We start from the raw sequence: 25,952 nt of genomic DNA, 5'->3' as shown, positions 1-25,952 counted from the left end.
GATGGGTTTTGCGCCCGGCAACTTGGTGACCGCGCGTGGTCGCGAATGGGTCGTCCTCCCCGACAGCACCCAGGACTTCCTTGTCCTGCGACCGCTAGGAGGGCTTGACGACGACATCGCGGGCGTCCTGGTTAGCGAAGGCGTTACGGCTGCGACCTTCCCTTCGCCTCACGCAGACGATCTCGGCGATCACTTCAGCGCACAACTGCTCATAAATGCCATGCGGATCGGGTTTCGTTCCACGGCAGGCCCGTTCCGCTCGCTCGCATCCATCGCGGTGGAACCGAGGGCGTATCAGCTGGTTCCACTGATGATGGCGCTGAGGCAGGACGTAGTCCGGCTGTTGATCGCCGACGATGTCGGCATCGGCAAAACGATCGAGGCTGGCCTAGTCGCTGCGGAGCTGCTCGAGGTCGGGGAGGCTCGCGGATTGGCCGTGCTGTGCAGCCCGGCGCTGGCCGAGCAGTGGCAGTCGGAACTGCGGGAGAAGTTCGGAATGGAGGCCGAGCTTGTGCTCCCATCGACGGTTCGACGGCTCGAGCGGGGCCGGATCGGGACAGAATCGATCTTTGAGCGCTACCCGATCACAGTGGTGTCCACTGACTTCATCAAGAACTCAAGGCGGCGGCACGAGTTCCTGCGCACCTGCCCCGATCTAGTGATCGTCGACGAGGTGCACACCTGTGTCGCGGCGTCCGGTCAGGGCGGGTCGGGCCGCACCCAGAGATACGAGCTCGTGCGCGAACTCTCCCGTGACCGCTCCCGGCACATGATTTTTGCCAGCGCGACGCCGCACTCTGGAAAGGAAGAGGCGTTTAGAAACTTGCTCGGGCTGCTCGACCCCGTGCTCGAGACCGTCAATTTGGACGACAGGAAGGGGCGAGAGCTGCTCGCCCGGCATTTCGTGCAGCGCCGCCGCGGCGACATTCGCCGCTACATCGATGAAGACACGCCGTTTCCGAAGGACCGCCTCACTCGAGAAGTGCCCTACGCACTATCCCCGGAGTACCACGCGCTGTTCACGAAGGTTCTGGACTACGCCCGCGAGACTGTGCGAGCCGGCGACGGCGAGCTGACGAAGCGGGTGAACTGGTGGTCCGCGCTAGCTCTGCTTCGCGCGCTTGCCTCGTCGCCGCGCGCTGCAGCGCAGACGCTCCGGACGCGGGCCGCCTCAGCGGCCGCGGATTCCCCAGACGAGGCGGACGCGATCGGCCGAGCGATCGTGCTCGATCAGGCCGACGACGAGGCTATCGAGGCCGCGGACACCACTCCGGGCGCTGGCAGCGGCGACTCGGGAAACGCGGCCGCTCGCCGCCTCCGCGGGTTCCTCGCCGACGCCGCGAAGTTGGAGGGCAAACCGGACCGCAAGATCACGACCCTGGTTAAGGAGGTCAAGCAGCTCCTAGACGAGGGCTGCGATCCGATCGTCTTCTGCCGCTTCATTGACACCGCCGACTACGTCGCAGGGTACTTGGAGAAAGCGCTGGGTCGCGGCGTCACTGTTCGCGCAGTCACCGGCACGTTGCCTCCGTCCGAGCGGTTGGGACGGATCGACCAACTGACCGCCACTACTGGCCGGCACGTCCTCGTCGCGACCGACTGCTTGTCCGAGGGCGTAAATCTGCAGGACAGTTTCCAGGCGGTGGTGCACTACGACCTCGCGTGGAACCCGACGCGACACGAGCAGAGAGAGGGTCGTGTCGACCGGTTTGGTCAGCGGGCCAAGAACGTGCGTGCCGTCACCCTGTACGGGCGTGACAATCAGATCGACGGCATCGTGCTGGAGGTGCTGCTGCGTAAACACGAGGCGATCCGCAAGGCGACGGGTGTGTCGGTTCCCGTGCCGGACAATAACTCCGCTGTGGTGGAGGCCTTGATGGAGGGGCTATTGCTACGCGGCAGCGACGCAGAGCAACTGTCCCTGGACCTCGATGTCCAAGAGAAGCAGCTGAGTCTCTACCGGGAATGGGAGTCGACTGCGGAGCGGGAGAAGCTTGCACAGACGAAATACGCGCAGCATGCGATCAGACCGGAGGAGGTGTCGGCGGAGGTGACCGCGGCCCGCGCCTCGCTGGGCACACGCGAGGACGTTGCCATTTGCGTTGAGCATGCGCTGAAGGCGCTGCGGTCGACGATTAGCCACACGAGTGCCGGGTTCACCGCGACATTGCTGCCGCTTCCCCTGGGGTTGAAAGATGCGCTGCCCCCGGACCGCAACAACCCGCTGCTGTTCGCAGACGACCTTCCGGTCCGCCGGGGTGACGCAGTGTTGTCCCGCACCGATGCGACAGTTGACGCAATCGCACAGTACGTGCTCGAGTCGTCGTTGGACGCCGGGATGGACGAGGCAGTGCGCCCGGCGAAGCGCTGCGCGGTGGTGCGCACTAGTGCGGTGGAGATTCGGACCACCCTGTTGGTTGCGCGGTTCCGTTTCCATCTTGAGTTGCCGTCCCGCACCGGAACCCGGCAGCTGGTGGCCGAGGATGTCGCGGCGCTGGCGTTCCAGGGGGCCCCCGCGCAGGCCAAGTGGCTGGACACCGACGCCGCCGGTGCGTTGCTAGCTGCTACCCCGAGCGGCAACGTCCCCGCCCCGCACGCTCGACAGTTCGTCACCCGGGTTGTCGACGGCTTGGACGGGCTCCGGCCCCATCTCGACGCGCACGGGGCCGAACTGGCCGACCGATTGTTAGCGGCGCACCGCCGAGTGCGGCAGGCGTCGTCGGAAATCGTGCGTGGGTTGAAGGTGACCGCTGAAGCGGGAGCCGATGTGTTGGGTGTGTTCGTGTTCGTACCGTCGATCGGCGAGGGTGCCAAGTGAACGGCGATTCGTTCGTTGGAGTCCGGATCCAGGGTGGGCTGCTGCCGGCCGACCTGCCGTCACAGCTCGCGAGCGGGCTCGATCCGGTCGGCACCCCGCTCGCCCCGAAGGACTATCACCTCGCATCCGGCGAGACAGTCCGGGACGCAGCCAACCGTGTGTGGGCATACCTCCGGGGGGCGTGGATGGGGTATCGCGACGCCCTTGCTCAGCTTCCCGCGGACGCTCCAACCACAGCGCTAACCAGAGAACGCTTCTTGCTGGTGCTGTTGGACCAACTCGGGTATGGCCGGGTACCCGTTACGGGTAAGGGCGGCATCGCGGTAGACGGGCATCTATTCCCTGTCTCTCATCTGTGGGGCACCACGCCCATCCATCTGCTCGGTTCCGGCACTGCCCTGGACACCCGTACTAAGGGTCTTGCCGGCGCGGCCGGGTCGTCCCCGCAGTCGATGGTGCAGGAGCTGCTGAACCGCAGCGACGAACATCTGTGGGCAATTCTGTCGAACGGTCAGATTCTTCGGCTGCTGCGAGACTCGACATCGCTCGTCGGGTCTGCGTACGTGGAGTTCGACCTGGAGGCAATCTTCGACGGTGACCTGTTTGCCGACTTTCTCCTGCTCTATATTTTGTGCCAAGTGTCGCGGTTGGAGGTCCGCGACACCGAGGTGGGGCCGGCGTCTTGTCGGTTGGAGCGGTGGCGCACTGACGCGGTCGAATCCGGTTCTCGTGCGCTAAATTTGCTCCGCGATGGCGTGGTGGACGCGCTACGAACCCTCGGTGTAGGTTTCATGGCACATCCCGCCAATGCCTCTCTCCGGCAGGACCTCGCCGCTGGCAAGCTCTCGATCTCAGATGTCAACCATGCTCTGCTGCGGGTGGTGTATCGGCTCCTCTTCACGTTCGTTGCCGAGGACCGAGGCGCCCTGCTGGACCCCGCGGCCGATCCGCAGGCTCGGCAGCGGTATCTGGACTACTTCTCGACGGCCCGATTGCGCAGCACAGCGCGCCGGCGTCGCGGCGGCCGGTACGGCGACCGCTGGCAGGCGCTGACGCTGGTGTGGCGTGGCCTCGGCAGTGAGGACGGCCGACCGGAGCTGGGGTTGCCGGGTGTAGGCGGACTGTTTGATGACGGATCGCTGGACTTCCTGACTGATTGCGAACTGTCGAACGAGTCGCTAACGGCGGCGGTTCGCTCACTGTCGCTTGTGCGCGAACCGAAGTCCGGAGTGCTGCGGGTGGTCGATTACCGCAACCTCGGTGCCGAGGAGCTGGGCAGCATCTACGAGGCGTTACTCGAGTTCGTGCCGCAGTGGGATCCGGCGACCAAGCAGTACACCCTCGACATCGCGTCCGGAAACCAGCGCAAGGACACCGGCTCTTACTACACGCCGACCTCCCTCGTGGAGTCGCTGCTGGCCACCGCACTCGACCCTGTTCTGGACGACGCAGTGAAGTCTGCCGACACATCTGACCGCCAGGTAGCAGCTCTGCTTGCAATTACGGTGTGCGACCCGGCCTGCGGCAGCGGGCATTTCCTCGTCGGCGCAGCAAGGCGTATCGCGAAGCGAGTCGCCGCCATCCGCACCGGCGACCCGGAACCGGCGCCAGGGCAGGTGCGGTCTGCGATGCGGTCGGTGATCACAAGCTGTGTGTATGGCGTTGACGTGAATCCGCTTGCCGCGGAACTCGCAAAGGTTTCCCTGTGGATGGAGGCCTTGGAGCCTGGACGACCCCTGGCATTCCTTGATGCACAGATCAAGGTCGGGAATGCGCTTATCGGTGCGACGCCAGCTCTGCTCGAAGCGGGACTGCCGGATTCAGCGTTCAAGGCAATCGAGGGAGACGTCAAAGCAATCGCGACGGAGGTGACGCGAGCGAACAAGGCTGAACGGACAAGCCAGGGCACCCTCCTAGCTCTGGACGATGCGATCGCCGCGAACACGGGCCTGGCCGCAACGGTCAAACAAGTGGTCGGTGCGGATCCTGTGTCGCTAGCGGATGTCCACGTGCAGCAGCAGCGACTCAAGGCGTACGCGGAATCGGACGAATACCAGCAGACGCGCCTCACGGCTGATGCGTGGTGCGCCGCGTTCGTGTGGCCTCTGCAGCCGGACGCGCCAAGTCCGATCACGCACGCGACGATCGTGGCACTCGGCAATGGCCAAGCACTCACAGAGGCACAGGCCAGGGAGGTGGCTCGTCTGACGGCGGAATACCGATTCTTCCATTGGCACCTGGAGTTCCCCCATCTCTTCCCGGCAGTTGCCGCCACCGGCGACACCATCAACGAGACCGTGGGTTGGGCCGGCGGCTTCTCTGTGGTGATCGGAAACCCGCCGTGGGAACGCGTCAAGTTGCAGGAGCAGGAGTACTTTGCGGCACGAGACCCCGCCATCGCCACCGCGCCGAACGCGGCAGCACGCAAACGTCTGATCGCAAAGTTGCCTGAAACGAATCCAGCGCTTAACCGGTCATTCATCGCGGAGCGACGTCGCTCCGAGGGCGTTTCCCATATTCTGCGAAACTGCGGTCGTTACCCGTTGACTGGGCGCGGTGACATCAACACCTACGCAGTATTTGCCGAGGCCGATCGGAGCCTGCTCGCGGGCAGTGGTCGGCTCGGCGTGATCCTGCCGACTGGCATCGCCACCGACGCCACCACCCAGTACTTCTTTAAGAATCTGGTGGAGCACGGCTCGATCGCGAGCCTGTATGACTTCGAGAACGCGCGACCGCTGTTCGAGGGCGTGCACCGGAGCTTCAAGTTCTGCTTGCTTACCTTGGCCGGCCGCGACACCCGTGAGGCACGAGCCGACTTCGCGTTTTTCGCCCACGATCCAACTGATCTGAAGCGGCCGAACACTCGGTTCACGTTGAGCCCAGAGGAAATCACGCTCCTCAACCCGAACACGGGCACTTGTCCGGTATTCCGGTCGCGCCGGGATGCGCAAATCACGCTCGGGATATACCGAAACTCCCCGGTTCTCATCAACGAAAACGACCGACGGAACGGGAATCCATGGGGCGCTTATTACCTTCGTCTTATCGACAGCGGCGATCATTCGGAGCACTTGCTGGATGAACCGATAGAAGGAGTTGACTGCCTGCCCCTTCGTGAGGCGAAGTCGATTCACCAATACAATCCGCGATATGCGTCCTATAACGGCTTGGATTACGCGGAGTCGCCCGTAGATCAGTTGAGCAACCCCAATTTCCAGCCAGCTCCGAAGTACTGGATTAAGTCTGAGATATTCGAAGAAATTGTATCTAGATATGGAGCTAACGACTGGTTCCTTGCCTATCGAGGAATTGCGAGATCAACGGACTATCGGACAATAATCGCCTGTGCCCTTAATCGAACGCCCGCGACGAGAAAGCTGCCGATTTTAGGTGCAAGCGATATCCGCAAGCCGCTGCTACTTGCAATTTTCAATTCGTTCGTACTAGATTTTGCAGCTCGCCAGAAGATCGCTGGAACCGATACGTCATTCTTCCTGATTAAGCAGCTTCCAGTCCTGTCACCTTCGAGATTCGATGAGCGAGCTCCATGGAGCGCATCGGAAACTCTTGTAGATTGGGTTTACGAACGAGTTGCTCGCCTCAATTACAACGACCACAGCATGCGGTATTTCGGACGCGCCTGCGGCGATGAAGGACCGCCCCATGAGTGGAACACTGTGGATAGGGACAGGGCACGAGCAGAGCTCGACGCCGCGATTTTCCATCTCTACGGCATCGGCCGGGACGACGCCAGTTATATCCTAGATTCGTTCCCGATAGTCAAACGCAAGGACGAGGCAAAGTACGGCGAGTACCGCACTAAGCAAACGATACTAGTGCATTACGACGCCATGCAGAAGGCAATCGATTCCGGTGAACCGTACGTGGAGGTAGCGGCAGACTTTGCAAGCTCAGAAGATTGATTTGAAGCGTACACGGCAGCTCAGTCCACGGAAACCTGATGAAGATGACAGATGAGATAGCGTCGAACGAATCGCCCGGTTTTAATGTCCGGAGGGAGCTCGAAGAGGTACTCCGCTCCGACACCTCTCGCCTGGGTGACGTCTTTCGAACCGACGAACCCGGGAAACGGTCAGACGAGATCGCAAGCGAGCTGGGTGTATCAACACCCGGGTTCGTCTCAAATATTCGCACTCAGATCCGCGCGGTGCTGGAGGGGGAGGTTCCGACCGCCCCAAGCATGGCTCAGGATACTGTTCGCAGGTGCACATCGATTCTTAGGAGCAATTCTCTGAGTCCCGCCGCCTCGGCATTCCTAGCGGATGTGGTGGAACGCGCATCCGCGAATGCGAGCATCTCGACACCGCTGGCTCAACCGAGCGATCAAGTGCTCCATGCGTGGAAGGTGAACGGAGCAAACGTCGCCGGGAAGGACATGGTGTCCGTGTGGCGCAGAAAGGGCACCGTCTCTTTACCGGCCAAGCTTCTGCGTCCGGTGCATCAGGACGTCGCCCGCGACGAGCTGAAGGGATACGTCGAGGAGGACTACCGCGCTTCCGGCTACGCGGCACGTCAACAGAAGCTCGACGAGTTCTATTCGTTTCTGGCCCGCATGCACCCCGGCGATCTAGTTGTCACCGTCAGCCAGGGAAGGGCGTATTTCGGCACCGTCACAGGCGATGCCGAATACGTCCAGAGCAGCGACGGTCGCTCGAACCTCCGCCGGCCGGTCAAATGGGAATCGGTCACCCACCCGAGCAATGACTTGCCACTCGAGATCGCTTCGCGTCTCAACGCACAGGGCGACGTGGTGGACATGACGCCGCAGGTCGACACCCTGCGAAAGCTCACGGGGCAACGCTCTGCCTTGGTACCGGCCACCGGACTTAACCTTCCTGATGCGAGCGATGACCTCGCACGTCGCCTGCATGTGCCGCGGGAGTGGCTTCAGGAATGTGTCGACCTGCTGCGGGATCGACCGCAGCTAATCTTCTATGGCCCACCAGGCACGGGAAAGACCTACATCGCAAAGGAACTCGCCCGGCACCTCGCCGGGGATTCGAACGTCAAGATCGTCCAGTTTCACCCTGCATACTCGTATGAGGACTTTTTCGAGGGGTACCGCCCAGCTCAGCAGGGCGCAGGACAGATTGGCTTCGAGTTACGGCCTGGCCCGCTGCGCACGATTGTGGATTATGCGAACGAGAACCCGGACGCCGTCTATGTGCTCATCATCGATGAGATGAACCGCGGCAACCTTGCGAAGATCTTCGGTGAGCTCTACTTCCTGCTCGAGTATCGGAACGAGGGCATCGACCTGCTCTATGGATCGGTCGCCGACGAGCAGTTTATGTTGCCACGCAACGTGATTCTCATTGGAACGATGAACACCGCCGACCGGTCCATCGCCCTTGTCGATGCGGCAATGCGCCGACGGTTCGCGTTTCTCCCGCTGCATCCATCGGAGGCGCCCACCTCGGGCATTCTTCGAAGTTGGCTTCAGGCCACGAACCGTCCTCTCGCAGTAGCCGACCTGCTCGACACCCTGAACGCGCTTATTGACGATGAGGATTTCAAGATCGGTCCCTCGTACTTCATGCGGGACGCTGTATACGAAGAGAGGGGCCTTGACCGGGTGTGGCGCACAGCCATTCTTCCGCTCCTCGAGGAGTTCCATTATGGTGACCGCGGCACGAACGTGCGGTCCCGATACGGACTTGACGCGCTACGCGAGAAGGTCAGCCTCGACGAGATTTCCGATGTGGACAATGGCGAAAACGCCGCTGATATTGATTGAGGGCGGGCCGGCACGGTCGGCCCACCTTTCACTCACCGAATACGAGGCACTCCGTAGCCTCACCATCGTCGATGTCGCGCCGACCCTGGAACCTGGCTTGTACTCGGTGTCGGCGGGTCGCAAGATCGGTGCAGTGTCATTCGGTGACATGGAGGTAATCGTTCGGCCCAAGATCGCCGACCTCAACCGACTAGTCTTCCTGCTTGGCTACAGCTTGCACCGCGACATCTGGCGTGACGACCAAGTTCGTCTCACTCAAGCGGACGACTTGTTGCCCGCACTGGCCGAGGCGTTCTCGCGCCTCGGTACGTCCGCCACCGAGCAGGGCCTGCTCCAGGGCTACCGCACGATCCGCGATCTCATGCCTGTAGTGCGCGGACGGATACTGGCTGGCGAGCAGATGTCCAGGCGATACGGACTCCCGGTCCCGCTTGCCGTGGAGTACGACGATTACACCGTCGACATCGCCGAAAACCGCCTGCTCTTGGCGGCCGCGCACAGGCTTCTGTCGGTCCCCGGGGTGTCGCCGGCGGCTCGGCGTCGGTTACAGAGGCTTCGAATCTCGCTCGCCGACGTCACCACACTCGCGCGTGGAGCCGCCCAACCCGCCTGGGCGCCGAGCCGCCTCAATTCTCGATATCACAACGCTCTGCGCCTCGCCGAAATTGTTCTCGCTGCGCAATCCTTCGAACATCGCGCTGGCGAGCTGTACGTTACCGGGTTCATGTTCGACATGTGGAAAGTCTTTGAGGATTTCGTATGCGTCGCTTTGAGCGATGCGATCAAGGTTGGAGCGGGACGAGTTGCGACCCAACTCCCTATCTACCTTGACGGTGAAAATCAGGTGCGAATGAAACCGGACCTCACCGTTCTGGGGAGTCGGGGGGAAGTGAAAGCTGTTTTCGACGCGAAATACAAAGCTGAAAGACCAGAGGGATTTCCCAATGCAGACGTTTACCAGATGCTGGCGTACTGCACGGTAACCGGCCTGCCAGACGGTCATCTAGTTTATGCGAAAGGGAACGAGTACCCCGTCACCTACGCGGTCCGCAACTCGAAAGTGGTTGTCCATTGTCACGCCCTCGATCTGTCACTCAAGCCTAGCGACCTTATCGCACAAATAGTAGCTATTGCTGACCTTGCCGTTCGGCGCGAACAATTAAAGTAACGCCTCGCCTCGGTGACCTGTATGCCCCGCGCGGGCGAAGGTAAGGGCGAGAAGAGGCCTACACATGATTTGGGAACGAGGGATGCGTATGTCTGGCGCTCGCGACTTGATACAGACGGCGGCGCGAGTTGTTCTCGCGCGACGCGTCGTCGTTCCCCCAAATCTCGCCAGCCGAGCTGACGTGATCCGAATGTTCGCGAGCATAAGTGTGGCCAATGCAGTTGTGGACTGGCCGTCAGCGTTAGTTTCTCGCACCGCCGACAGAATGTTGGCGCCACAGTCTGCGCTCCCGCGTCACATCCTCGCGGCAGCGATCGATGCGGCGTTGACGGCCGCTCCTGGGCTATTCGACACGAACGCCGACGAGCCGATCACAGCCGAAGCGCTGTCGGCGGCGTCGTGGGAGATCGCTCATCTGGATCGATTGTCGATCTCGGCACCGACGCCGCTGACGGCTGAGCTGCTGCGGATTCACGACGCGGCGATCTCCTCGCTTGGAGATCACTACTACCTGCCGTTCGAGGCGCATCGCGTCGCGATGGAGAACCTCGACTCGCTCGGTGAGGTGATCGTCTACTGCCCGACGCCGCGAACACCGCGGGACAAAGAACTGCTCGACGCGCTCGCCGAGCGGGGCACGGTTATCGAGCCGCCGGAACCAGCGTTTGGAACGCAGGTCGTTCACGCTTCCGACGCCGATGACGAGGTCCGGGCCGTGGTGCGACTCGTGCGCCAGCACCTGGCCGACGGGACGCCGGCTCATCGCATCGCGATCCATTACGGCTCCACGGAACCGTATCTTCGGTTGCTCCACGAGCACCTCGCGGTCGCCGGCGTCGTGGTCAACGGGCCGGCCGCGGAGGGGCTCGCGGACCGCCCGGTTGCGCGAGCCCTCCGCACGCTGCTGAGCTTCGATTCCGACGACATCCCGCGACGGGAACTGCTCGCGGTGCTGTCCGAGCGGGCTCTGATTCAGCCACCACTCGCCGACGGCGTGGTTGGCCAGCCGCTGATCGAGCGGCTCACGCGCAAGACGGTTCCGATCGTCCGGGGCGACGACTGGGAGCGCCTCGCTCCCGGGCGAGTCGCGGAGCGACATTCAGCAGCCGCCGCCGCGGTGTACCGGTGGGTCACTGATCTCCGTCATTACCTCCGCGGGATCCATCGGGCCGCGAGCTGGGTCGAGGCGTCCGATGCGCTGATCGGTCTGGTCGACTCAATGTTCCGGCCGCCGTCGGACGAGCTCGCCGCGCGAGACCTCGAGGCAATCCGCTTCGTCATTTCCGACCTCAGACAGATCGAGGGCATCGCCCCTGCGCCGACAGCCGCGCGGATTGCGGATGCGGTCGACCGACGGATCCGCTCGTACGTCGGGCGCGTCGGAACACGCGGCGTCGGCGTCAGCGTCGGACCGCTCAGCGACGGCGTCGGACGCGACCTCGACGTCAGCATCATCGTCGGCGCCGCCGAGGGAATCATCCCCGCACGCCACACCCCGAACCCGCTGCTGCCGCCCGAGGTCACCGGCATCACGCCCGCCGACGACATCGCCTACCAACGCGCCGTCTTCGACGGCACCCTCGCCGCCGGCGAACACCACCGCGTCATCACCTTCCCCCGCGGCAGCCTCCGCGGCGGCGCCGAGAAGGTCCCGTCCCGCTGGCTGCTCCCCACGCTGGAACACCTCGCCGGTCACTCGGTCGGCATCACCAGCTGGGGCGACGACACTCGCGGCATTGACGCCATCGTCAGCGTCGAATCATTCGACTCCGCAATCCAATCCGTCGACCCACGTCTCGGGACCAGCGCAGCGTCGGCCACCGAGTGGCGGCAGCGCGCGCTCGACGTCGTCCCGGCCCGCGAGCGTCGCGGCGTCCTCGACGACCCGATCGTCACCCTCGGCATGGCCATGCGCAGCGACCGCCTCCACGGCCGGTTCACCCGCTTCAACGGCAACGTATCCGACGTCGCCGAGCTCATCCGCGTCTTCGACGAGGCCATCGCCGCAACCACACTCGAGCGCTGGGTCGCGAGCCCCTACCGCTACTTCCTCACCGACATCCTCAAGGTGCGCGTCCTCGACGACCCCGACGCCGACCCGCAGATCGACCCGCTCACCAGTGGCAACGTCATCCACCGGACGCTGGAGAGATACATCAAGGAACGCATCGACGGCGACGGGCCGTCGCTGGATCGACTGCTGGCGTTGGCCGACGCAGAACTCGCCCGCGAGCGAGCCAACTCGCCTGGCTGGCTGGCCCAGTTGTGGGACCGCGACCGAGTGCGGATCCGCGCTGACATCGAGGACTTCTACGCCCACGACCTCGCCGACCACGAGTCGGGCTGGCGACCCCACGCCGTTGAGCACAAGTTCGATGCTCTCGCCCTCGTCCTGCCCGGCGCACCGATCACCCTGCGGGGGTCCGTCGACCGCATCGACCAGCGTGAGGGCGCAGTCCGTGTCACCGACTACAAGAGCGGATCGCCCAAGCCCTTCGACAAGATCACCGACGCCACACCCACCGACGAGGGGACGAAGTTTCAGCTCCCGATCTACGCGCACGCCGCGCGCGACCTCGGCGCCCCCGTCGACACGCGCTACTGGTTCGTCACTCGCAAGGGTGGCTACACGGAGATCGGGTACCGAGTCGACGACGCGGTCCAGCGCATCCTCGTCGACGATCTCCGCCTGGTGTGCGACGCGATCCGCGCCGGCTACTTCCCACCGAAACCCGTCGAGAGTCATTGGGGTGACGACCTGCTCGAGCTGATCGGGATCGCGGGGCTACGCCGCAGCTGGACCAACCTCGACGACGTCGACGAGATCGCCGAGTACACGGCGAAGTACGGGAAGTGACGATGACTGAGCAGACACTCGTCGACGACGCCGCCCGCCGACGCATCACCACTGACACCCGCAGCACCCTCTTCGTCGAAGCCGGCGCCGGCAGCGGCAAGACCCACGCGATGGTTTCGCGGATCTGCCAGCTGGTGATCGAGGACGGCGTCGACCTCGACCGCATCGCCGCCATCACCTTCACCGAGAAGGCCGCCGCCGAACTCCGCGAACGCGTCCGTGTCGAACTGGCTAAGCACACCGGGGATCGCGCCGAGCGAGCTCTGCTCGCCGTGGACACTGCCGCACTCGGCACCCTGCACGCCTTCGCTGCCCGGATCATCAGCGAGCACCCGTTAGAAGCGCATGTGCCGCCGCGGATCTCCGTCGTCGACGCGCTCGGTTCGCAGCTCGGTTTCGAGCATCGCTGGCAACGCATCCGCGCGCAGCTCTTCGGCGACCGCGACGTGTGCCCGCCCGACCTGGTCGCCGCGACCAGCATCATCCTCGCCGCCGGCGCGTCCATCGACCAGGTGCGCAACTACGCCGATGCGCTGGACCAGAGTTGGGATCGGCTCGTCGTCGATGAGTCAGCCCCGGTTCTCGCTGAGGCCGACATCAGCGACATCGAGGCGCTCGTCGACGATCTCGCCGATTGTCTGGGTGACTGCTCCGACCTCGACGACGGACTCGCCGTGCGCATCTCCGAGGTGCTCGCCTGGCGCGACGACCTGCGCGCCGGTATCGACAGCGATCGGTGGGTGTCGATTGCGCTCGCCGCGCCGGGTGCGCCCAACAAGGGGAAGGGTGCCTGCTGGACCGGTGGTGCCGCGCGCGTCAAGGAGATCAAGGAGCAGCTGCGCGAGCTGAAGGCGCTCGGGCCGGAGGTTGCGGGCCGCTACATCGGCAGCGCCGTCGACGTGCTGACGCACCACCTGTCGCGCATCGTCCTCGACGAGGCCGACGAGCGCCGACGAACCGGCGCGTTGGAGTTCCACGACCTGCTTGTGCTGGCTCGCAACGTGACTCGTGACCCGGCGGTGCAGGAGGCGGTGCACGCTCGGTACGAGCGGATCATGCTCGACGAGTTCCAGGACACCGATCCGCTGCAGCTCGAGCTGGTGAACAACATCGTCGCCGGGGCGGAACGAGAGGGACGGCTGTTCACTGTCGGGGATCCGAAGCAGTCGATCTACCGCTTCCGTCGCGCCGACATCGCGGCGTACATGACCGCGCGCGAGGCGACGCCCGCCCGCGACATCGTCAGCCTCACGACGAACTTCCGGTCGACGGTGCCGGTCATCTCCTGGGTGAACCGGGTGTTCGGTGCGCTGATCGCCGCTGAGCCGCGGATTCAGCCGGAGTACCAGCCGCTCGACGCAGCCCCGGGTCGGCCGGAGTGGGATCCCACTGACGGGCCGGGCGCATTCGTCTTCGCGGACACGTCTGATGTCGCCGAGGGCGAGGCAGACCTCAGTTCAAGCGAACTCGCACGGACACGAGAGGCGCGCGACGTCGCGCAGATCATCTACACCGCGATCACCGACGGCTGGCGCAAGGAGGTGCGCGCGGGCGAAGGGTATGCACACGAGCCGATCGCGCTGCGGGACATCTGCATCCTCATCCCGTCGCGGACGGTGCTGCCGTACCTCGAGCGGTCTCTCGACGACGCCGGGATCGAGTTCCGTTCCGAGGCTTCGTCGCTCGTGTACTCGACGCAGGAGGTGCACGACCTGCTGCTGACCGCGCGGGCACTGGCGAACACCGCGGACGAGGCTGCCCTCGTCGGCGCTCTGCGCACGCCGCTGTTCGGATGCGGCGACGACGACCTCCTGCGATGGAAGGCAGCCGGCGGTCGCTGGAACTGGTACGGGGATCCGCCGGCCGGACTCGAGGCGTCACCCGTGGCCGATGGGCTGAGGTACTTGCGCGAGGTGTGGTTCGAGCTCGGCTCGCTGACGCCGGGCCGATTGCTGAGCAAGCTCGCCGTCGACCGCCGTGTCTTCGAGGTGTCGATGGACTCGCCGAGGCACCGGGACGTGTGGCGGCGCTTGCGGTTCGTTGTCGACCAGGCGCACGCCTGGTACGAGGAGGACCGCGGATCGCTGCGCGAGTACCTCGACTGGGCCGCAACCCAGCAGGAGGAGACCGCTCGGGTCGCCGAGGCTGTCTTGCCGGAGATCGGTGTGAACGCCGTGCGCATCATGACGATTCATGCAGCCAAGGGCCTGCAGTTCCCGATGGTGGTGCTCGCGGGGATGAGTGGGGGAATGCGGCGTGCGGCCGAGGCGCTGATCGTCGACGACGACGGCGTCATGCACTCCTACATCTCGAAGGGTGCGAAGAGCGTCGACTACGAGACCCCGAGCGCCCGCGAGAAGCAGCATGCGATGGCCGAGCGGATCCGGCTGCTGTACGTGGCGTGTACACGAGCCGAGTCGCAGCTCGCTGTGTCGGGCTATGGAGGTGCGCGCGATGCGTGGAGTGCCGTGTTGCGGCCCGGACTCGATGCTGTTGCCGACCCTGTGGCGCCCGAGCTTCGCGAGGTCGAGAGGCTCGAGGAACCGGTCGTTGAGCGGTCGACGATCGGGGAGACGTGGGATGAGTGGCTCGTGACAACCGAACGCGTGCAGGAGAACTCGTCGAAGGTGTCGCTGCTGTCGGTGACGTCGATCGTGCACGGGGAGTCTGCGGCCGAGTCCGCGGTGCGGGGCGGGTACGCGGTGCCTTCGCGGCCCGACGACGAGGTGCTCCCGTCGTCGAGCGGGGCGATCGACCATGGCAAGGAGGTCGGGACGGCACTGCACGCTGTTCTCGACACAGTCGGTCTGGTGGATCCCGACGACAAGTCGGTAGGGGAGGTCGCACGGGCGATCGGGCAACGCGCCGGCGTCACTGACATCGACTCGTTCACGGCGATGGTGCGGTCGACGCTGGCGTGCGACGTGGTTCGTCGCGCGGCAGCTTCAGAGCACTGGACCGAGATGCCGCTGTACGGGATGGCGCCCGACGGTGAGACCGCGATCGAGGGCATCGCCGACCTCGTCTACCGCGACGGCGCCGACCTCGTGATCGTCGACTACAAGACCGACCTCGGTGTCACCGCCGCGACCGTCGACGCCTACTTCACGCAACTCGTCATCTACGCCTCGCTGCTCTCGAAGGCGACGGGGGAGCGGGTGTCAAGGGTGGAGTTGATCTTCTGCCGTCGTGATCGCGCACAAGTTATGCGCCGGCTGGTGCTCTGATCGCGCCCGGCGCAGCAAAGTCGGATCTGTGAAGGCGAGCAACGTCACCAGTACTCACCGACGGACCAGCGTCCTTCGTAGAAGACAGGGGTCGAGCTTCGAAAGCTATGGGCGGGGCACGTTAAGTAAGCGATGACCCGGTCAGCAGCTTGGGAATACCTGACGCCGGAGTCGCCGGTCACTCTCACTGTTTTAGCGCCGAGGTCTCGTGCCCTTTGTTTCGTCTGCGTGAGAACCTCCTGCCAGGGCGCGGATGATACGTCACTCCGCACGATATATATTGCGTCTTGGCCGGTCATCGGGCTTGCTGCGACAGCAAAAATCTTTGGACCGACCTCGATTTCAAGAACATGATAATTGGCGAGTGCGTCCCCAACAGAAAGGCGCTCACGGACTCTCGAAGAGGGCGAGATGAGGCAGAAACGAGGCTCGAGAACATCGCGAAGTCTCGGGTATCGCTCCGTGATGCGATCAAGAATTCGAAGACGCTCCTCATCGAAAACCGTTGGCGAAGATCGGTAGTTTGTGATTGGTTGAAGAGCGGGACGCGCTTCGGACTGCGTGCCAGGCGGCAAGATCTGCCTATCCAGGAATCGAAACGTTGTTTGTGGCGGACCCAGATGGTCGTGAAGGCTCGTGAGAGCGGAGAACTTTCCAGCCAGAAGGTCGTCAACGTCGACGATCGCTTGCCACCGTCTACGTTCGAAGTCGCCAAGCTCAGGCGTTAGGTATCGGTATACGGCGCGCGCCACGGACGAGGGCGGCTTGGCGGTGTCGGTCCGCATGTCAGAAATGAGGTCGGCAACGGCCTCGACCTGTTGCGTAGCGGCGCGCAACGAATGGTCATCGGACGTAATCGCCATCGAGGTCATCGACAGTAGAATTCGGTGGGCTTTGTCGATACCCCCGTAGTCCATGCTCCGCGCCTCTTCGAGCAGTGTGCCCAAGATTTCTGTTGGGTCGGAGATCGGCCCCTCCCACCCGAGCGAATCCCGCAGCGTATGTAGTTGTGCTAATTCCTCGGTCACCACGTGCGCGATCACCCGCAGCTGCTCCTCCGCCTGAATGGCGGCATCGACGAATTGGTATCCGAACTCCACGCCAAGACGCCAGACGAGGTAGGAATCTCGCTCAGGATCGAATCGCTTCAGTAAATCGCTCGCGGCGGCGCGATCACTGACTTTGCCAGGAAGGCGTCCCACAAGCGCAGCGTGATTGTAGAGGCTCAAGGTTCCATTATTTCAGAGAGTATCTGGGCGTTAGTTCCGCGGCCCGCAGGACCTCGGGAACCGGGCGGCGCATTTTCTCCGCGGACACAGCGCAGCAAGCCCTGTCGTCATTCCCAGGTGTCCTTGGGGGTGGCGACTGGCATGAGGTCTTTGGCTTCCAGGAAAGCGACCAGATTCTGTGCGAGATCTCGTTCAGCGATAAGTGCAGACAGCGATCGGGATTTGGGGTCGCTGATCGCCTCCACGGTGTTCACCTGTGCCGAGAGTTCGGCTGCGACCGCAGAAGCCTTCAGCCAGATGTCGTCGTCGTGGTCGTGTCCGAGGCTCTTCTGCGCGTGCGCGACAGCACACGCGAGCAACAGCTGACCGGAGTTGAGACGGGCACCGTCCACACGTCCGCCGACGGCGGCCGCGGTCGTGATCGCCGCGCCGGTTCCTGCGATCCCGCCGATGGCCGCGATACCGCCGACCATGCCGCCGGGGCCGAGCGCGGCCAAGCCGCCTGTCAAGGCGGCAGCGCCCGCCGCACCAGCGGGAGCGAGGGCAACCAGGCTGTACGGCGCGATCGCGATGACCGCGACGCCGGCTGCTGCGAATGCTATCCGGCCCCAGTTGGCCCCGGATTTCGTCATCTTGGTGATCGTCTCGTTGAACCCGCGAATGATCTCTTGCAACTCGAGGGCGAAGTCCTTTGGCAGACCCACCTTTTTTGCGATGTGGGGAATCGCTTTGAGTCCCGCGTCCTCGATGTCGATCTCGAATGGAGCGATGAGGTCGCTGAGCGCGAGGATCGTGAGCTGCTCGATCAGTCGCGTTTGCGTCCAGTGCTTGGGGACATCAGGTGTCTCGCCCTCGGCCAGCTTGTGGAATTCCCGGGGAAGGGGAATTCCTTTGGAGTCGGCATCCCAGATCTGCGCGACCAGGTCAGCACGTTTGCTCCGCACCGCTTCGGAATAGCGGGCTTTGACCTTCCTGTCGACGATCGACGCACGGACCGCGTAGCAAAAATGCAGTTCGAGGATCAGTGCAGCCAGATCATCGGTCAATGCCGTTGTCACTCGGCTCGTACGGGCAGGCGTCAGCTTTGATTGATGAAACGCGGTACCGACGGCACGCGCGACGGCTCTGTTCTGCAGGTAAAAATTCGATCCATGTCCCGCCTGGCCGATGTCGACGCGGAAATCCTGCACATCGGCGAAGACGCCGGCGAGGCCGCGTGCGCGTGTGATCGGGTCACGGGGACTGAAGAAGTTGAGCCAGGAGTCGATCGACGAATAGGGGAAATTCCCGATCAGCTCCCGCCGCGATGTAGTGAACAGCTTCGTATTGGCTGGGCTCCCGATCGTCACCACCCGCCGGACGTCGACGTCCTGCGGTAATCGACTGAGCAGGTCGACGGTGACGACGCTCCCCAAGCTGTGGCCGACGATGACGATTTCTCCCACGTCGGGGATCTGAGAGAGGACTCGCTGGAGGACCGCGCCGCGGATGCCCTTCTGATAGGCGTAGGCCTTGATCTGGGCAACCTGGCCGGCGAAGAGTTTCTCGGGCAGAGCCCCCGCGAGTTTGCCGAGCGCCCATTCCGGGGGATCAGCGTCCATCAGCGGGAACCCCAGACTTTGCACGGAGGGATCTGCGCCGACAGCTCGAGAGGCTTCGATCTGTCTGTTCAGGAACTGCGCGCGCTCGGTCAAGACATCCATCTTCTCGCCGTGCGAGGTCGGCTTCGGTACAGCGGCTTCTGCGTCGGGAGAAGACAAGATGTCGGCGTACGAGGGCGTGATGACGTCATCTTCGCTGATGGGCGGGATCTTCTGGGCCTTCAGTCCCTCGTTCAGCCCCGCGAGCCACCCGCGGTCGAGATCGCCGTTCCCGACTCCGTGGAGATAGACAAGCTTCAAGTACATGCCCTTCGTGTCGTGGACAAAACGCTGCTGAAGTGCTGCCGCGAGATGCGGCTTCTTCCGCGTCGGCAGTGTGGTCGGGGCACCCGGCTCTCGGCGGAGAGCGCGACAAGTCCAGCCCCGTCGTCGCTTTCGTCAGTATCGTTGTATCGCAAACATCCGACAAGAGACATCGCTTCGCAGAGACCGGGCGTGCGAGCGCCGCTTGATCGAGTAGCCCAGGGTGGCGGTGTCTTTCGACGGCCGAGCCCGCCAATACCAATAACCAATCCGTAGCTGGTAGCGATTGACGTCGACACTGAGATCCTCCGGGACAATCTCCGGTCAACTTCGTCGAATGGGCCACTCCTTGCCTGCAGGCCGGCCGAGCGTGACTGCTCAGTTTGCAAGGGTCCGACCGGGAAGGCTCGAGCCGACGGTGCGGCGTGCTTCTCGAGCGCCCGTCAACGAGTGACGGGCGCAGGCCCTTCGCCCACGCAAGTGCATCGTTGTAGCGCCACGACCCCGCGCCCTGTCACGCAAGTTTTCCCTCGGTCAACGATGGATCGATACACGAATGCCCATCAGCCACGGGACCACCCGCACTATGGTCGGAGAATGGCGCAACTACCGAACTCGCTCGTCGAGGGTTGGAAGCCGTCGCGGGCCGTTGACGCATGGGCCCTCGAGCACGGCTTCAGCAAACATCGCCCGATGTCTGATCAAGAGCTTCGGGAATTCACACGAGAGAACGGTGGCAACGCGCCTGGCCTGTACCTCTGGGAAGATTCCGAGCACCACATCTACATCGGGATATCCGAGCGCCACGTCGCGACGCGGCTACGCGCGCATGCACGGAACTTTCGCGAAGTCTCGAATATTCAGTCATTCAGATACCTCCCCAACGCCGGAACCTCGAGCGAACTCCGCCATCGTGAACGCCAACTCGTGCACTCCGCCGCCGAGAGCGCCTCCAACTTCATCGTCATGAACCGGGAACACGCTGCGATGGTAGTGGGCGAGTCGCCCCTCGATGTCTTTGCGACCCCTGATGAACAGCTTGCGTGGCTCGACGACCCGCCCAGTAGCTGGACGCCCTTCTCTGAGTCGCACGCAGTGAAGAAGACCAAAGCGGCTGAGCCTGCGTGGGTCCGATTCGAGCGCCGTGACGATTCGCAACTCATCATCGACGCTGTGGCGCTGTATGCGCGGCTGTGCGTTCCGTTTGCGTCGAGGACGGAGGGCACGTGGTGGGTGGTCACCTGTCCCGGTTGGAAAAACCCGGAGTGGGAACGAGTCTGCACGGTCAGCATCTCCTATCTGGAAGTGCTCTGGTTCGCTGAGAACCGGCAGACAGGCGATGTGTCTGTCCGAGTCGGAACCGACTTTCAGTTCCTGCCGTCCCTGTGGGGAACAGTGAAACTGGGTATGACCCCGTTGGGAAAGCTCCATCGATCGGGCGGTCCGTTCGAAGAGGTGATCGAATTCGAATCGGTAGACGCGTTCGTCGACGCTCTGCAGAAGTCGTCGCCGCTGCGTCACGGTGCAGCGCGCTTCGCTCTCGATCGGATGCGGACAGGGAGGGTCGGGCGTTACCGCGACTCCCACAGTCCGCAGCTGGCCGCTGCGGCATTGACGCGGGCGAACGGTCTGAAGATCAGCCAACCCGCGAAGCACTCCAGACTGACGCGAATCCGCGATGCGGTAGTTCGGCGACGGCTCGGCGGATCCGCATCGTGACCTCGACCTCGGATTGGATCGAATCGATCAACGAGGTGCGGCGACGCCAGAGAGCGGATTGCATTGACTGACGCGTTGGAGTCGGAGCTAAGAGCAACCACCGGTGCGATCAGCGCCGAACCGCTGGCCCGCATCATGTTCGGCAGTCGTGAACTGTTCCACTCGAACCTCATCGGTTGGTTCTGCGAAACCATGCCGGCGCAGGCAACCGCTGTGTTCGATTCGCTGCTGCGGCGGGATGGGCACCCTGACATCGGGCGCAGCGCGAAGGTCGTCGTGCACCGCGAGAAAGGCCATAAGGACCTGGTGATGGAATGGCCTGCCGGCGAGCGCCGTCCAGTGGTCATCGAGAACAAGGTCTTCAGTCTGCCGGATTTCGGCCAGCTCGACCGCTATGCGGCGGATCTGCGCAACGACCCGGCAATGACGGGTTGCGACGCCGTTCTTCTGAGCCTTTCCGACCCGAAACTGCCTGAGGGGCTGTATCAGTCGTCGGGCGGAAAGCGTGAAGCCCCGATTGTGTGGAGGCACATTTCGTATGGGACTCTCGGCGCGGCCATCGACGAATCCGTCGGGAGCTCGGGCGCCGATTACGCGACCGAGACCGTTCGTCACTACGCGAGCCTGATTCAGAATCTGGACAGATTGGCTGGCCTGCTCGAGGTCGGGCCCGGCGGTAACGAGCCGGTCCACACAAACTCGATACTGTCCGCGGCCACCAACGATCCGCAGCTTGTGAGTGCGTTGTCAAAACTTCGCGCGCGAAATGTGGTGACTCACATCGAGCGAATGCTGGACGAGGCGCAGTTCGGACGAGCTTCAGGTACCGGGTTCTCGAATGGATCGCCGCTGATCGAGATGTCCTACGCACTCGGGAAGACAAAGCGGGCAACCCGTCTCGGTTGGCAACTGCAAGGCGATCAGCTTCGGCTGTGTGCAGTGCTTCCCACGCTTGCGGGCCGAACCGCGCTCACGCGCGAACGACGGGAACTGTGGGGAAGCACGAACCAGTCAGCCTTCGACTTCGGCCCCTACGAAGAGGTCTTCGACCGTGGCCCGCTCGAAGCTTTCCCGCTCAAGAAACCTTTCAACCGTTTCGATCCGGATTTCATCTACCGGTATGTCGACGCAAAGGGCATCACTGTTTCGCAGCTGACCGAGTTCGCTCGGCGTCGACAACGACAGATCGACCAAGTGGCGCCGGCGATCGTGACGGCTCCGAACGAAGTAGTTGGTGACGAACGCGGAGTCTGATCGACACCGGCAAATTGTTTGGAGAGTCGCAACGACGTCCGTGAAGTCTCACAGTCGACCAGGGTGAACGTACCTGCAGGATCAAAGTATTCGGAACTCATCTAAACTCCGGCCAGATGATGTCCGAGCGAATGGTGTCCACGCGCCGGTGGCCGAGCCAGAGTGGAGTCCCTGCGGGCTGGGTGGCGTACAGGCCGTGCGCGGCGGAGGCGACACGGTCGTACTGACTGGGCCACCTGATCGTCTCGGCGATGTCCGACAGACGGTCACGCCCTCGGCCGAGCGCGCGAATCACGAAATCGGGATCGGGCAGCAGGTGGGACTTGTTGAGATTGCATCGTGCGCAGGCGAGTACGAGGTTGCTCAGTCCGTCGAGCCCCACTCTCGACCAGGGGAGCACGTGGTCCACATGGTGTGTCGTCGGCGCATCGCAGTAGAAGCACCGGGGCCCGAAGTTCTCGAGGAGCGCTCCACGTGCCCGTTCGAGGGAGACGCGGTCGGCGCCGAAGTGATGAGCGGCGAGATCCGGGACGTCGCGGTGCAGGAAGGGGTTGAGCCGGCGCACATCGTCGAGCCACGCGATCTGCAGCGCCGGCCTCATCAGCGATGACAGGCGCGCCAGGGTGGTGCACACGCCGGGGAGCAGCGTGATTTGGTTGTCATGCAGAGCGAGGGTCCGCGCTGACACTCGGTCGCTGAGCCACGTGTCGTCGTAGAGGAAGAACTCGTGGTGTTGCGCACCGCGGACGCGCTGGAGCCGGAAGAGCGGTTGAGTCACCAACACCTGCTTCACCGTTGCGATGGCCGCGAGGTGGTCGGTGGGATGCGATCGAGCGGCCACGTCGATGGTCGGTTCGGCACCACCGGCCGACGTCGCGACCGACCGCAACGTGCGCACGGTGTCGGGGATGCGTGCGACGGGGTTGCTCGACTGACGCAGGTAGTGGCCGTCGAGGTCGCGCACGGGACGCCAGTAGAGCGCGATCACCCGTGCGGCGAGGTCGTCGAGATCGACGTGCAACTCGGCGTCGGGATCGGCGGGAACGTGCTCGACGGCGTGATCGAGCAACGCGATGAGGGTGGCGAGCTTGTAGGTGGCCGTGCGCAGGCCGTCGTCGAGGACGCTGACGAGTTTCTGCCCCAGCGCGAGCGGGTCAGCCGCGGGAGGGGACATGGCTCCTGAAACTACCCGCATCACCAACGCGATCCGATAGAACGGAGAGCGACGGCCCGGCGGTCTCGACCGATACGGAACCGGGGGAGTCGATGTGGTCGGAGGGCCCGATAGTGCCGATACAGCAACCAGAGTCGCCGCGCTTCGCTCACAGCAGCGAGGCGTCGGTGTGGAACAAGCTCGTCGATCAGCTGATGGACTCCGACCTCGTGATCCACGGGCAGCGGGTCACCGATCACCTCAAAGACCACGAGATCGACTTCCTCGTCGCCATCGAGGGCGCAGGCATCATGTGCCTCGAGGTGAAGGGCGGCGAAGTCTGGCACGACGGCGACTCGTGGCGCCAGCGGCGTAACGGCACGCATCATACGATCGAGCCGGTCCGTCAGGCGCGCGACGCCTGCTACGCGCTCCGCGATTTCGTCGAGGCCGATCCCCGGTGGACGCAACGCCGCGTGCGCTGGGACCACATGGTGGTACTACCCAACACCGAGCTGCCTGCCGACTTCGCGGTACCGGACTGCCCGCGGTGGAAGGTGATCGACCGCACCCAGCTCGATCAACTGCTGCCGCTGATGCGCATCGTGCTGCTCAAGCAGGAACTCGACCGGACGTTTATCGATTCGGCCGGCATCGCGGAATTGCAGACGTGCCTCGCCGGACGCGGGCTACCGCAACGCGATGTGGTGGCCCGGGCGTCGGAGAACGAGATGACCGCCGATCTGTTGAGCCAGGAACAGGCAGTGATCCTGCGCGCGATCGACGTGCTCGACCGCGTCGAGATTCGTGGCGGCGCCGGCAGCGGGAAGACCTACCTCGCCGTCGAGCAGGCACGGCGCCTGACCAAGGCGGGCAAACGCGTTGCGCTGATCTGCTATTCGCACGGGCTCGCTTCCTACCTCGAACGACTCACCGGTAGCTGGAACCACAAGGAGAAGCCCGCCTACGTCGGCGAGTTCCACGACCTCGGCAAGCAGTGGGGAGCGGCAACCGGGCCCGACGAGAACATCCGCACCACCGAGACCGCGCAATTCTGGGAACACGATCTCCCGCTCCAGATGACCGAGCTCGCCGAGGCGCTGCCGCCGGGCAAGAGGTTCGACGCGATCGTCATCGACGAGGCGCAGGACTTCGCCGACGAGTGGTGGAGGCCTATGCTCGCCTGCCTCGTCGACCCCGACACCAGCGGGATCTACGTGTTCAGCGATGAGGCGCAGCGCGTGTTCGATCGCGAGGGGTCGCCGCCGGTGGCGTTGGTGCCGCTCGTGCTCGATCACAACCTGCGCAACACCCGGCAGATCGCGAAGGCGTTTCATCCACTGGTCGGTCAGCGGATGCAGCTCCGCGGCGGCGAAGGCCCCGAGGTCATCTTCGTCTCCTGCTCTGCCGACGATGCGTTGGGTGTCGCTGACGATCAGGTCGACGGCCTACTCGCCCAGGGCTGGCGATACGAGGACATCGCGCTGCTGTCGACAGGGAGTCGCCACCCGATCCAGGTCGAACGGCAGGAGGAGGGGAGTGCTGCGTACTGGAAGACGTTCTGGGAGAACGACGACATCTTCTACGGCCACGTCCTGGGCTTCAAGGGCCTCGAGCGCAGCGTCATCATCCTCGCGCTCAACGAATCGCATCCGCGCGAACGCTCGAAAGAGCGTCTCTACGTCGGACTCTCGCGTGCCCGCGATCAGCTCGTCATCTGCGGTGATCCCGGGTTCGTACGCGAGGTCGGCGGGTCGGATCTTGCATCACGACTGAAGCTGTGACCGCTTGCGCCTGACGCCTCGTCGAATAAGGCGGGCAATGAACCGTATGAGCGCAACCGCGAGGGTTGCCAGCGGGATCGAGAAGTAGCAGGTCCCGATGACACCGAGAATGGTCCAGAAGATCGCCGAGGCGATAGCCGTGAAAGATGTGTCGAACGAGTGATCGCCGGCCTGGATCTCGCCGTAGAGAAATGTCCCGATCAGGGTGCCGAAGACGCCGACGATCAGCAGCACAGTTCCCCAGGCAATCGAGCTCAGCCAGAACGTCGTTCGGTCACCTGTGCGTTTTTCCTTTGCGCCTCGTGGTGGTGTTGGCGAATTGGTTTGAGCGTCGTTCACGGCATCATCCGGCATGGGATCGATCCGGTCTACTGGTCTGCAGCCCGTCGCGACTGAGCCGCCGCTCGGTAGAAGTGCTTGCTGCTGCCGCCATTTCCGCATCATGCAACACGAGCCCGACCAGAATCACAGCCGATGTGGTCGGTAGACAGAGGCCGAGCTGGTCCGGTGACTGACTCAATTAGCTGCCTCACCGTCCTCGACGACAACTGCACGTCTTGTCCTTCTGCGATAGGCAATTCGAATGACGCCGGTCACGAGAGTCGCAGCGGGGATCGAGACCAAGCAGGTCAGGGCAATTCCGGCCAGTGACCAGAACAGTGCTGGCGGGAAGGTGCCGACGATCGCGTGGACTGAGAACCCGTCGGAGCGAATCACCGTGATGCTGAAGGTGCACCACAGCGCGATCACGGTGCCGACGAAGAGCGCGCCGGTACCTCGCACGGCTGACACCAACCAGAACGCGACGCCGTAAACGCGGGGCTCGCGGTCTGTCATGCCCCAGCGCCCCGGGCAAAGTCGCCGAGGCGGCGATTGCTGTCGCAAGTGCACCAGTGCAGGGCGCTGCCCAGGAAATTGGTCGTGAGTTTCTTCATCATCGCGTCCCGTTCCTGGGCGAGGGAAACATGTTGGTGAGCTGCGGCACGATCGGGTCCGGATTCGCCGATTTCCCGCCCTTCAATGAGTCTTCGCCGGCGCCGATGTCGTGATGCCCTAACAGGTTCAGCGACGGGCCGAG

At 63.6% G+C, this 25,952-nt stretch carries 14 protein-coding genes; 9 read left to right on the top strand and 5 right to left on the bottom strand.

Translation table 11 applies throughout. The features are described from left to right. The first annotated feature begins 1 nt into the window (after nt 1). The 6 genes from ACQ7HM_RS10440 (at nt 2) to ACQ7HM_RS10415 (ending at nt 15,831) form a co-directional block, all read left to right on the top strand. Nucleotides 2-2,818 carry a helicase-related protein gene (locus ACQ7HM_RS10440; protein ID WP_434216188.1) on the top strand — a complete coding sequence of 939 codons (2,817 nt, stop codon included), beginning with the start codon at nt 2-4 and terminating at the stop codon, nt 2,816-2,818. Next, on the top strand, nt 2,815-6,744 hold the full coding sequence (locus tag ACQ7HM_RS10435; protein WP_434216187.1) for an Eco57I restriction-modification methylase domain-containing protein: 3,930 nt from the start codon (nt 2,815-2,817) through the stop codon (nt 6,742-6,744). The genes ACQ7HM_RS10440 and ACQ7HM_RS10435 overlap by 4 nt, the downstream gene beginning before the upstream one ends. Nucleotides 6,745-7,109: 365 nt before the next feature. Further along, a complete protein-coding gene (locus ACQ7HM_RS10430) occupies nt 7,110-8,579 on the top strand; it encodes an McrB family protein (protein ID WP_434216186.1) in 1,470 nt (489 codons plus the stop codon). Continuing rightward, entirely contained in the window at nt 8,551-9,747 is a 1,197-nt protein-coding gene (locus tag ACQ7HM_RS10425; RefSeq protein WP_434216185.1) for an McrC family protein, read from the top strand. The genes ACQ7HM_RS10430 and ACQ7HM_RS10425 overlap by 29 nt, the downstream gene beginning before the upstream one ends. A 265-nt stretch (nt 9,748-10,012) precedes the next feature. After that, a complete protein-coding gene (locus ACQ7HM_RS10420; RefSeq protein WP_434216184.1) occupies nt 10,013-12,604 on the top strand; it encodes a PD-(D/E)XK nuclease family protein in 2,592 nt (863 codons plus the stop codon). Nucleotides 12,605-12,606: 2 nt separating this feature from the next. Beyond that, nucleotides 12,607-15,831, top strand: a complete 3,225-nt coding sequence (locus ACQ7HM_RS10415; RefSeq protein ID WP_434216183.1) for a UvrD-helicase domain-containing protein — start codon at nt 12,607-12,609, stop codon at nt 15,829-15,831. Between the two features lie 44 nt (nt 15,832-15,875). Here the strand turns inward: ACQ7HM_RS10415 and ACQ7HM_RS10410 are convergent, their stop codons facing one another. Together ACQ7HM_RS10410 and ACQ7HM_RS10405 are read right to left on the bottom strand one after the other, a co-directional pair. Beyond that, complete coding sequence (locus tag ACQ7HM_RS10410; protein WP_434216182.1) at nt 15,876-17,060, bottom strand: hypothetical protein; 1,185 nt, start codon at nt 17,058-17,060, stop codon at nt 15,876-15,878. Nucleotides 17,061-17,167: 107 nt separating this feature from the next. Then, a complete protein-coding gene (locus tag ACQ7HM_RS10405) occupies nt 17,168-18,967 on the bottom strand; it encodes a hypothetical protein (protein ID WP_434216181.1) in 1,800 nt (599 codons plus the stop codon). Between the two features lie 594 nt (nt 18,968-19,561). On the opposite strand from ACQ7HM_RS10405, the gene ACQ7HM_RS10400 reads away from it, so the two are divergent. Then, a complete protein-coding gene (locus ACQ7HM_RS10400; RefSeq protein ID WP_434216180.1) occupies nt 19,562-20,683 on the top strand; it encodes a hypothetical protein in 1,122 nt (373 codons plus the stop codon). A 63-nt stretch (nt 20,684-20,746) separates the two neighbouring features. Beyond that, on the top strand, nt 20,747-21,937 hold the full coding sequence (locus ACQ7HM_RS10395; protein WP_434216179.1) for a hypothetical protein: 1,191 nt from the start codon (nt 20,747-20,749) through the stop codon (nt 21,935-21,937). 97 nt (nt 21,938-22,034) lie between these two features. On the opposite strand, the gene ACQ7HM_RS10390 is transcribed toward ACQ7HM_RS10395, so the two are convergent. Then, complete coding sequence (locus ACQ7HM_RS10390; RefSeq protein WP_434216178.1) at nt 22,035-23,111, bottom strand: HNH endonuclease; 1,077 nt, start codon at nt 23,109-23,111, stop codon at nt 22,035-22,037. A gap of 92 nt (nt 23,112-23,203) precedes the next feature. Between ACQ7HM_RS10390 and ACQ7HM_RS10385 the strand changes: the two genes are divergently transcribed. Continuing rightward, the gene (locus ACQ7HM_RS10385) at nt 23,204-24,874 is read left to right on the top strand and encodes an NERD domain-containing protein (RefSeq protein ID WP_434216177.1); all 1,671 of its coding nucleotides are present in this window, start codon (nt 23,204-23,206) and stop codon (nt 24,872-24,874) included. Here ACQ7HM_RS10385 and ACQ7HM_RS10380 read toward each other — a convergent pair. Both ACQ7HM_RS10380 and ACQ7HM_RS10375 read right to left on the bottom strand, forming a co-directional pair. After that, nucleotides 24,857-25,228, bottom strand: a complete 372-nt coding sequence (locus ACQ7HM_RS10380) for a hypothetical protein (protein ID WP_434216176.1) — start codon at nt 25,226-25,228, stop codon at nt 24,857-24,859. The genes ACQ7HM_RS10385 and ACQ7HM_RS10380 overlap by 18 nt on opposite strands. Nucleotides 25,229-25,390: 162 nt before the next feature. Then, nucleotides 25,391-25,711, bottom strand: a complete 321-nt coding sequence (locus tag ACQ7HM_RS10375; protein WP_434216175.1) for a hypothetical protein — start codon at nt 25,709-25,711, stop codon at nt 25,391-25,393. Between the last annotated feature and the right edge of the window lie 241 nt (nt 25,712-25,952).

This window comes from Williamsia sp. MIQD14 (assembly GCF_051025635.1).
In the GTDB taxonomy this organism is placed as follows: domain Bacteria; phylum Actinomycetota; class Actinomycetes; order Mycobacteriales; family Mycobacteriaceae; genus Williamsia_A.
The sequence above is the reverse complement of the archived record's forward strand: the minus strand, read 5'-3'. Positions and strand labels throughout refer to the sequence as shown.

Bases quoted from the DNA above. Each gene is read 5' to 3' on its own strand.
- ACQ7HM_RS10390 (WP_434216178.1), bottom strand. From the start codon at position 23,111: ATGTCCCCTCCCGCGGCTGACCCGCTCGCGCTGGGGCAGAAACTCGTC.
- ACQ7HM_RS10415 (WP_434216183.1), top strand. From the start codon at position 12,607: ATGACTGAGCAGACACTCGTCGACGACGCCGCCCGCCGACGCATCACC.
- ACQ7HM_RS10405 (WP_434216181.1), bottom strand. From the start codon at position 18,967: ATGTACTTGAAGCTTGTCTATCTCCACGGAGTCGGGAACGGCGATCTC.
- ACQ7HM_RS10440 (WP_434216188.1), top strand. From the start codon at position 2: ATGGGTTTTGCGCCCGGCAACTTGGTGACCGCGCGTGGTCGCGAATGG.
- ACQ7HM_RS10425 (WP_434216185.1), top strand. From the start codon at position 8,551: ATGGCGAAAACGCCGCTGATATTGATTGAGGGCGGGCCGGCACGGTCG.
- ACQ7HM_RS10380 (WP_434216176.1), bottom strand. From the start codon at position 25,228: ATGCCGGATGATGCCGTGAACGACGCTCAAACCAATTCGCCAACACCA.
- ACQ7HM_RS10375 (WP_434216175.1), bottom strand. From the start codon at position 25,711: ATGACAGACCGCGAGCCCCGCGTTTACGGCGTCGCGTTCTGGTTGGTG.
- ACQ7HM_RS10400 (WP_434216180.1), top strand. From the start codon at position 19,562: ATGGCGCAACTACCGAACTCGCTCGTCGAGGGTTGGAAGCCGTCGCGG.
- ACQ7HM_RS10420 (WP_434216184.1), top strand. From the start codon at position 10,013: ATGTTGGCGCCACAGTCTGCGCTCCCGCGTCACATCCTCGCGGCAGCG.
- ACQ7HM_RS10385 (WP_434216177.1), top strand. From the start codon at position 23,204: ATGTGGTCGGAGGGCCCGATAGTGCCGATACAGCAACCAGAGTCGCCG.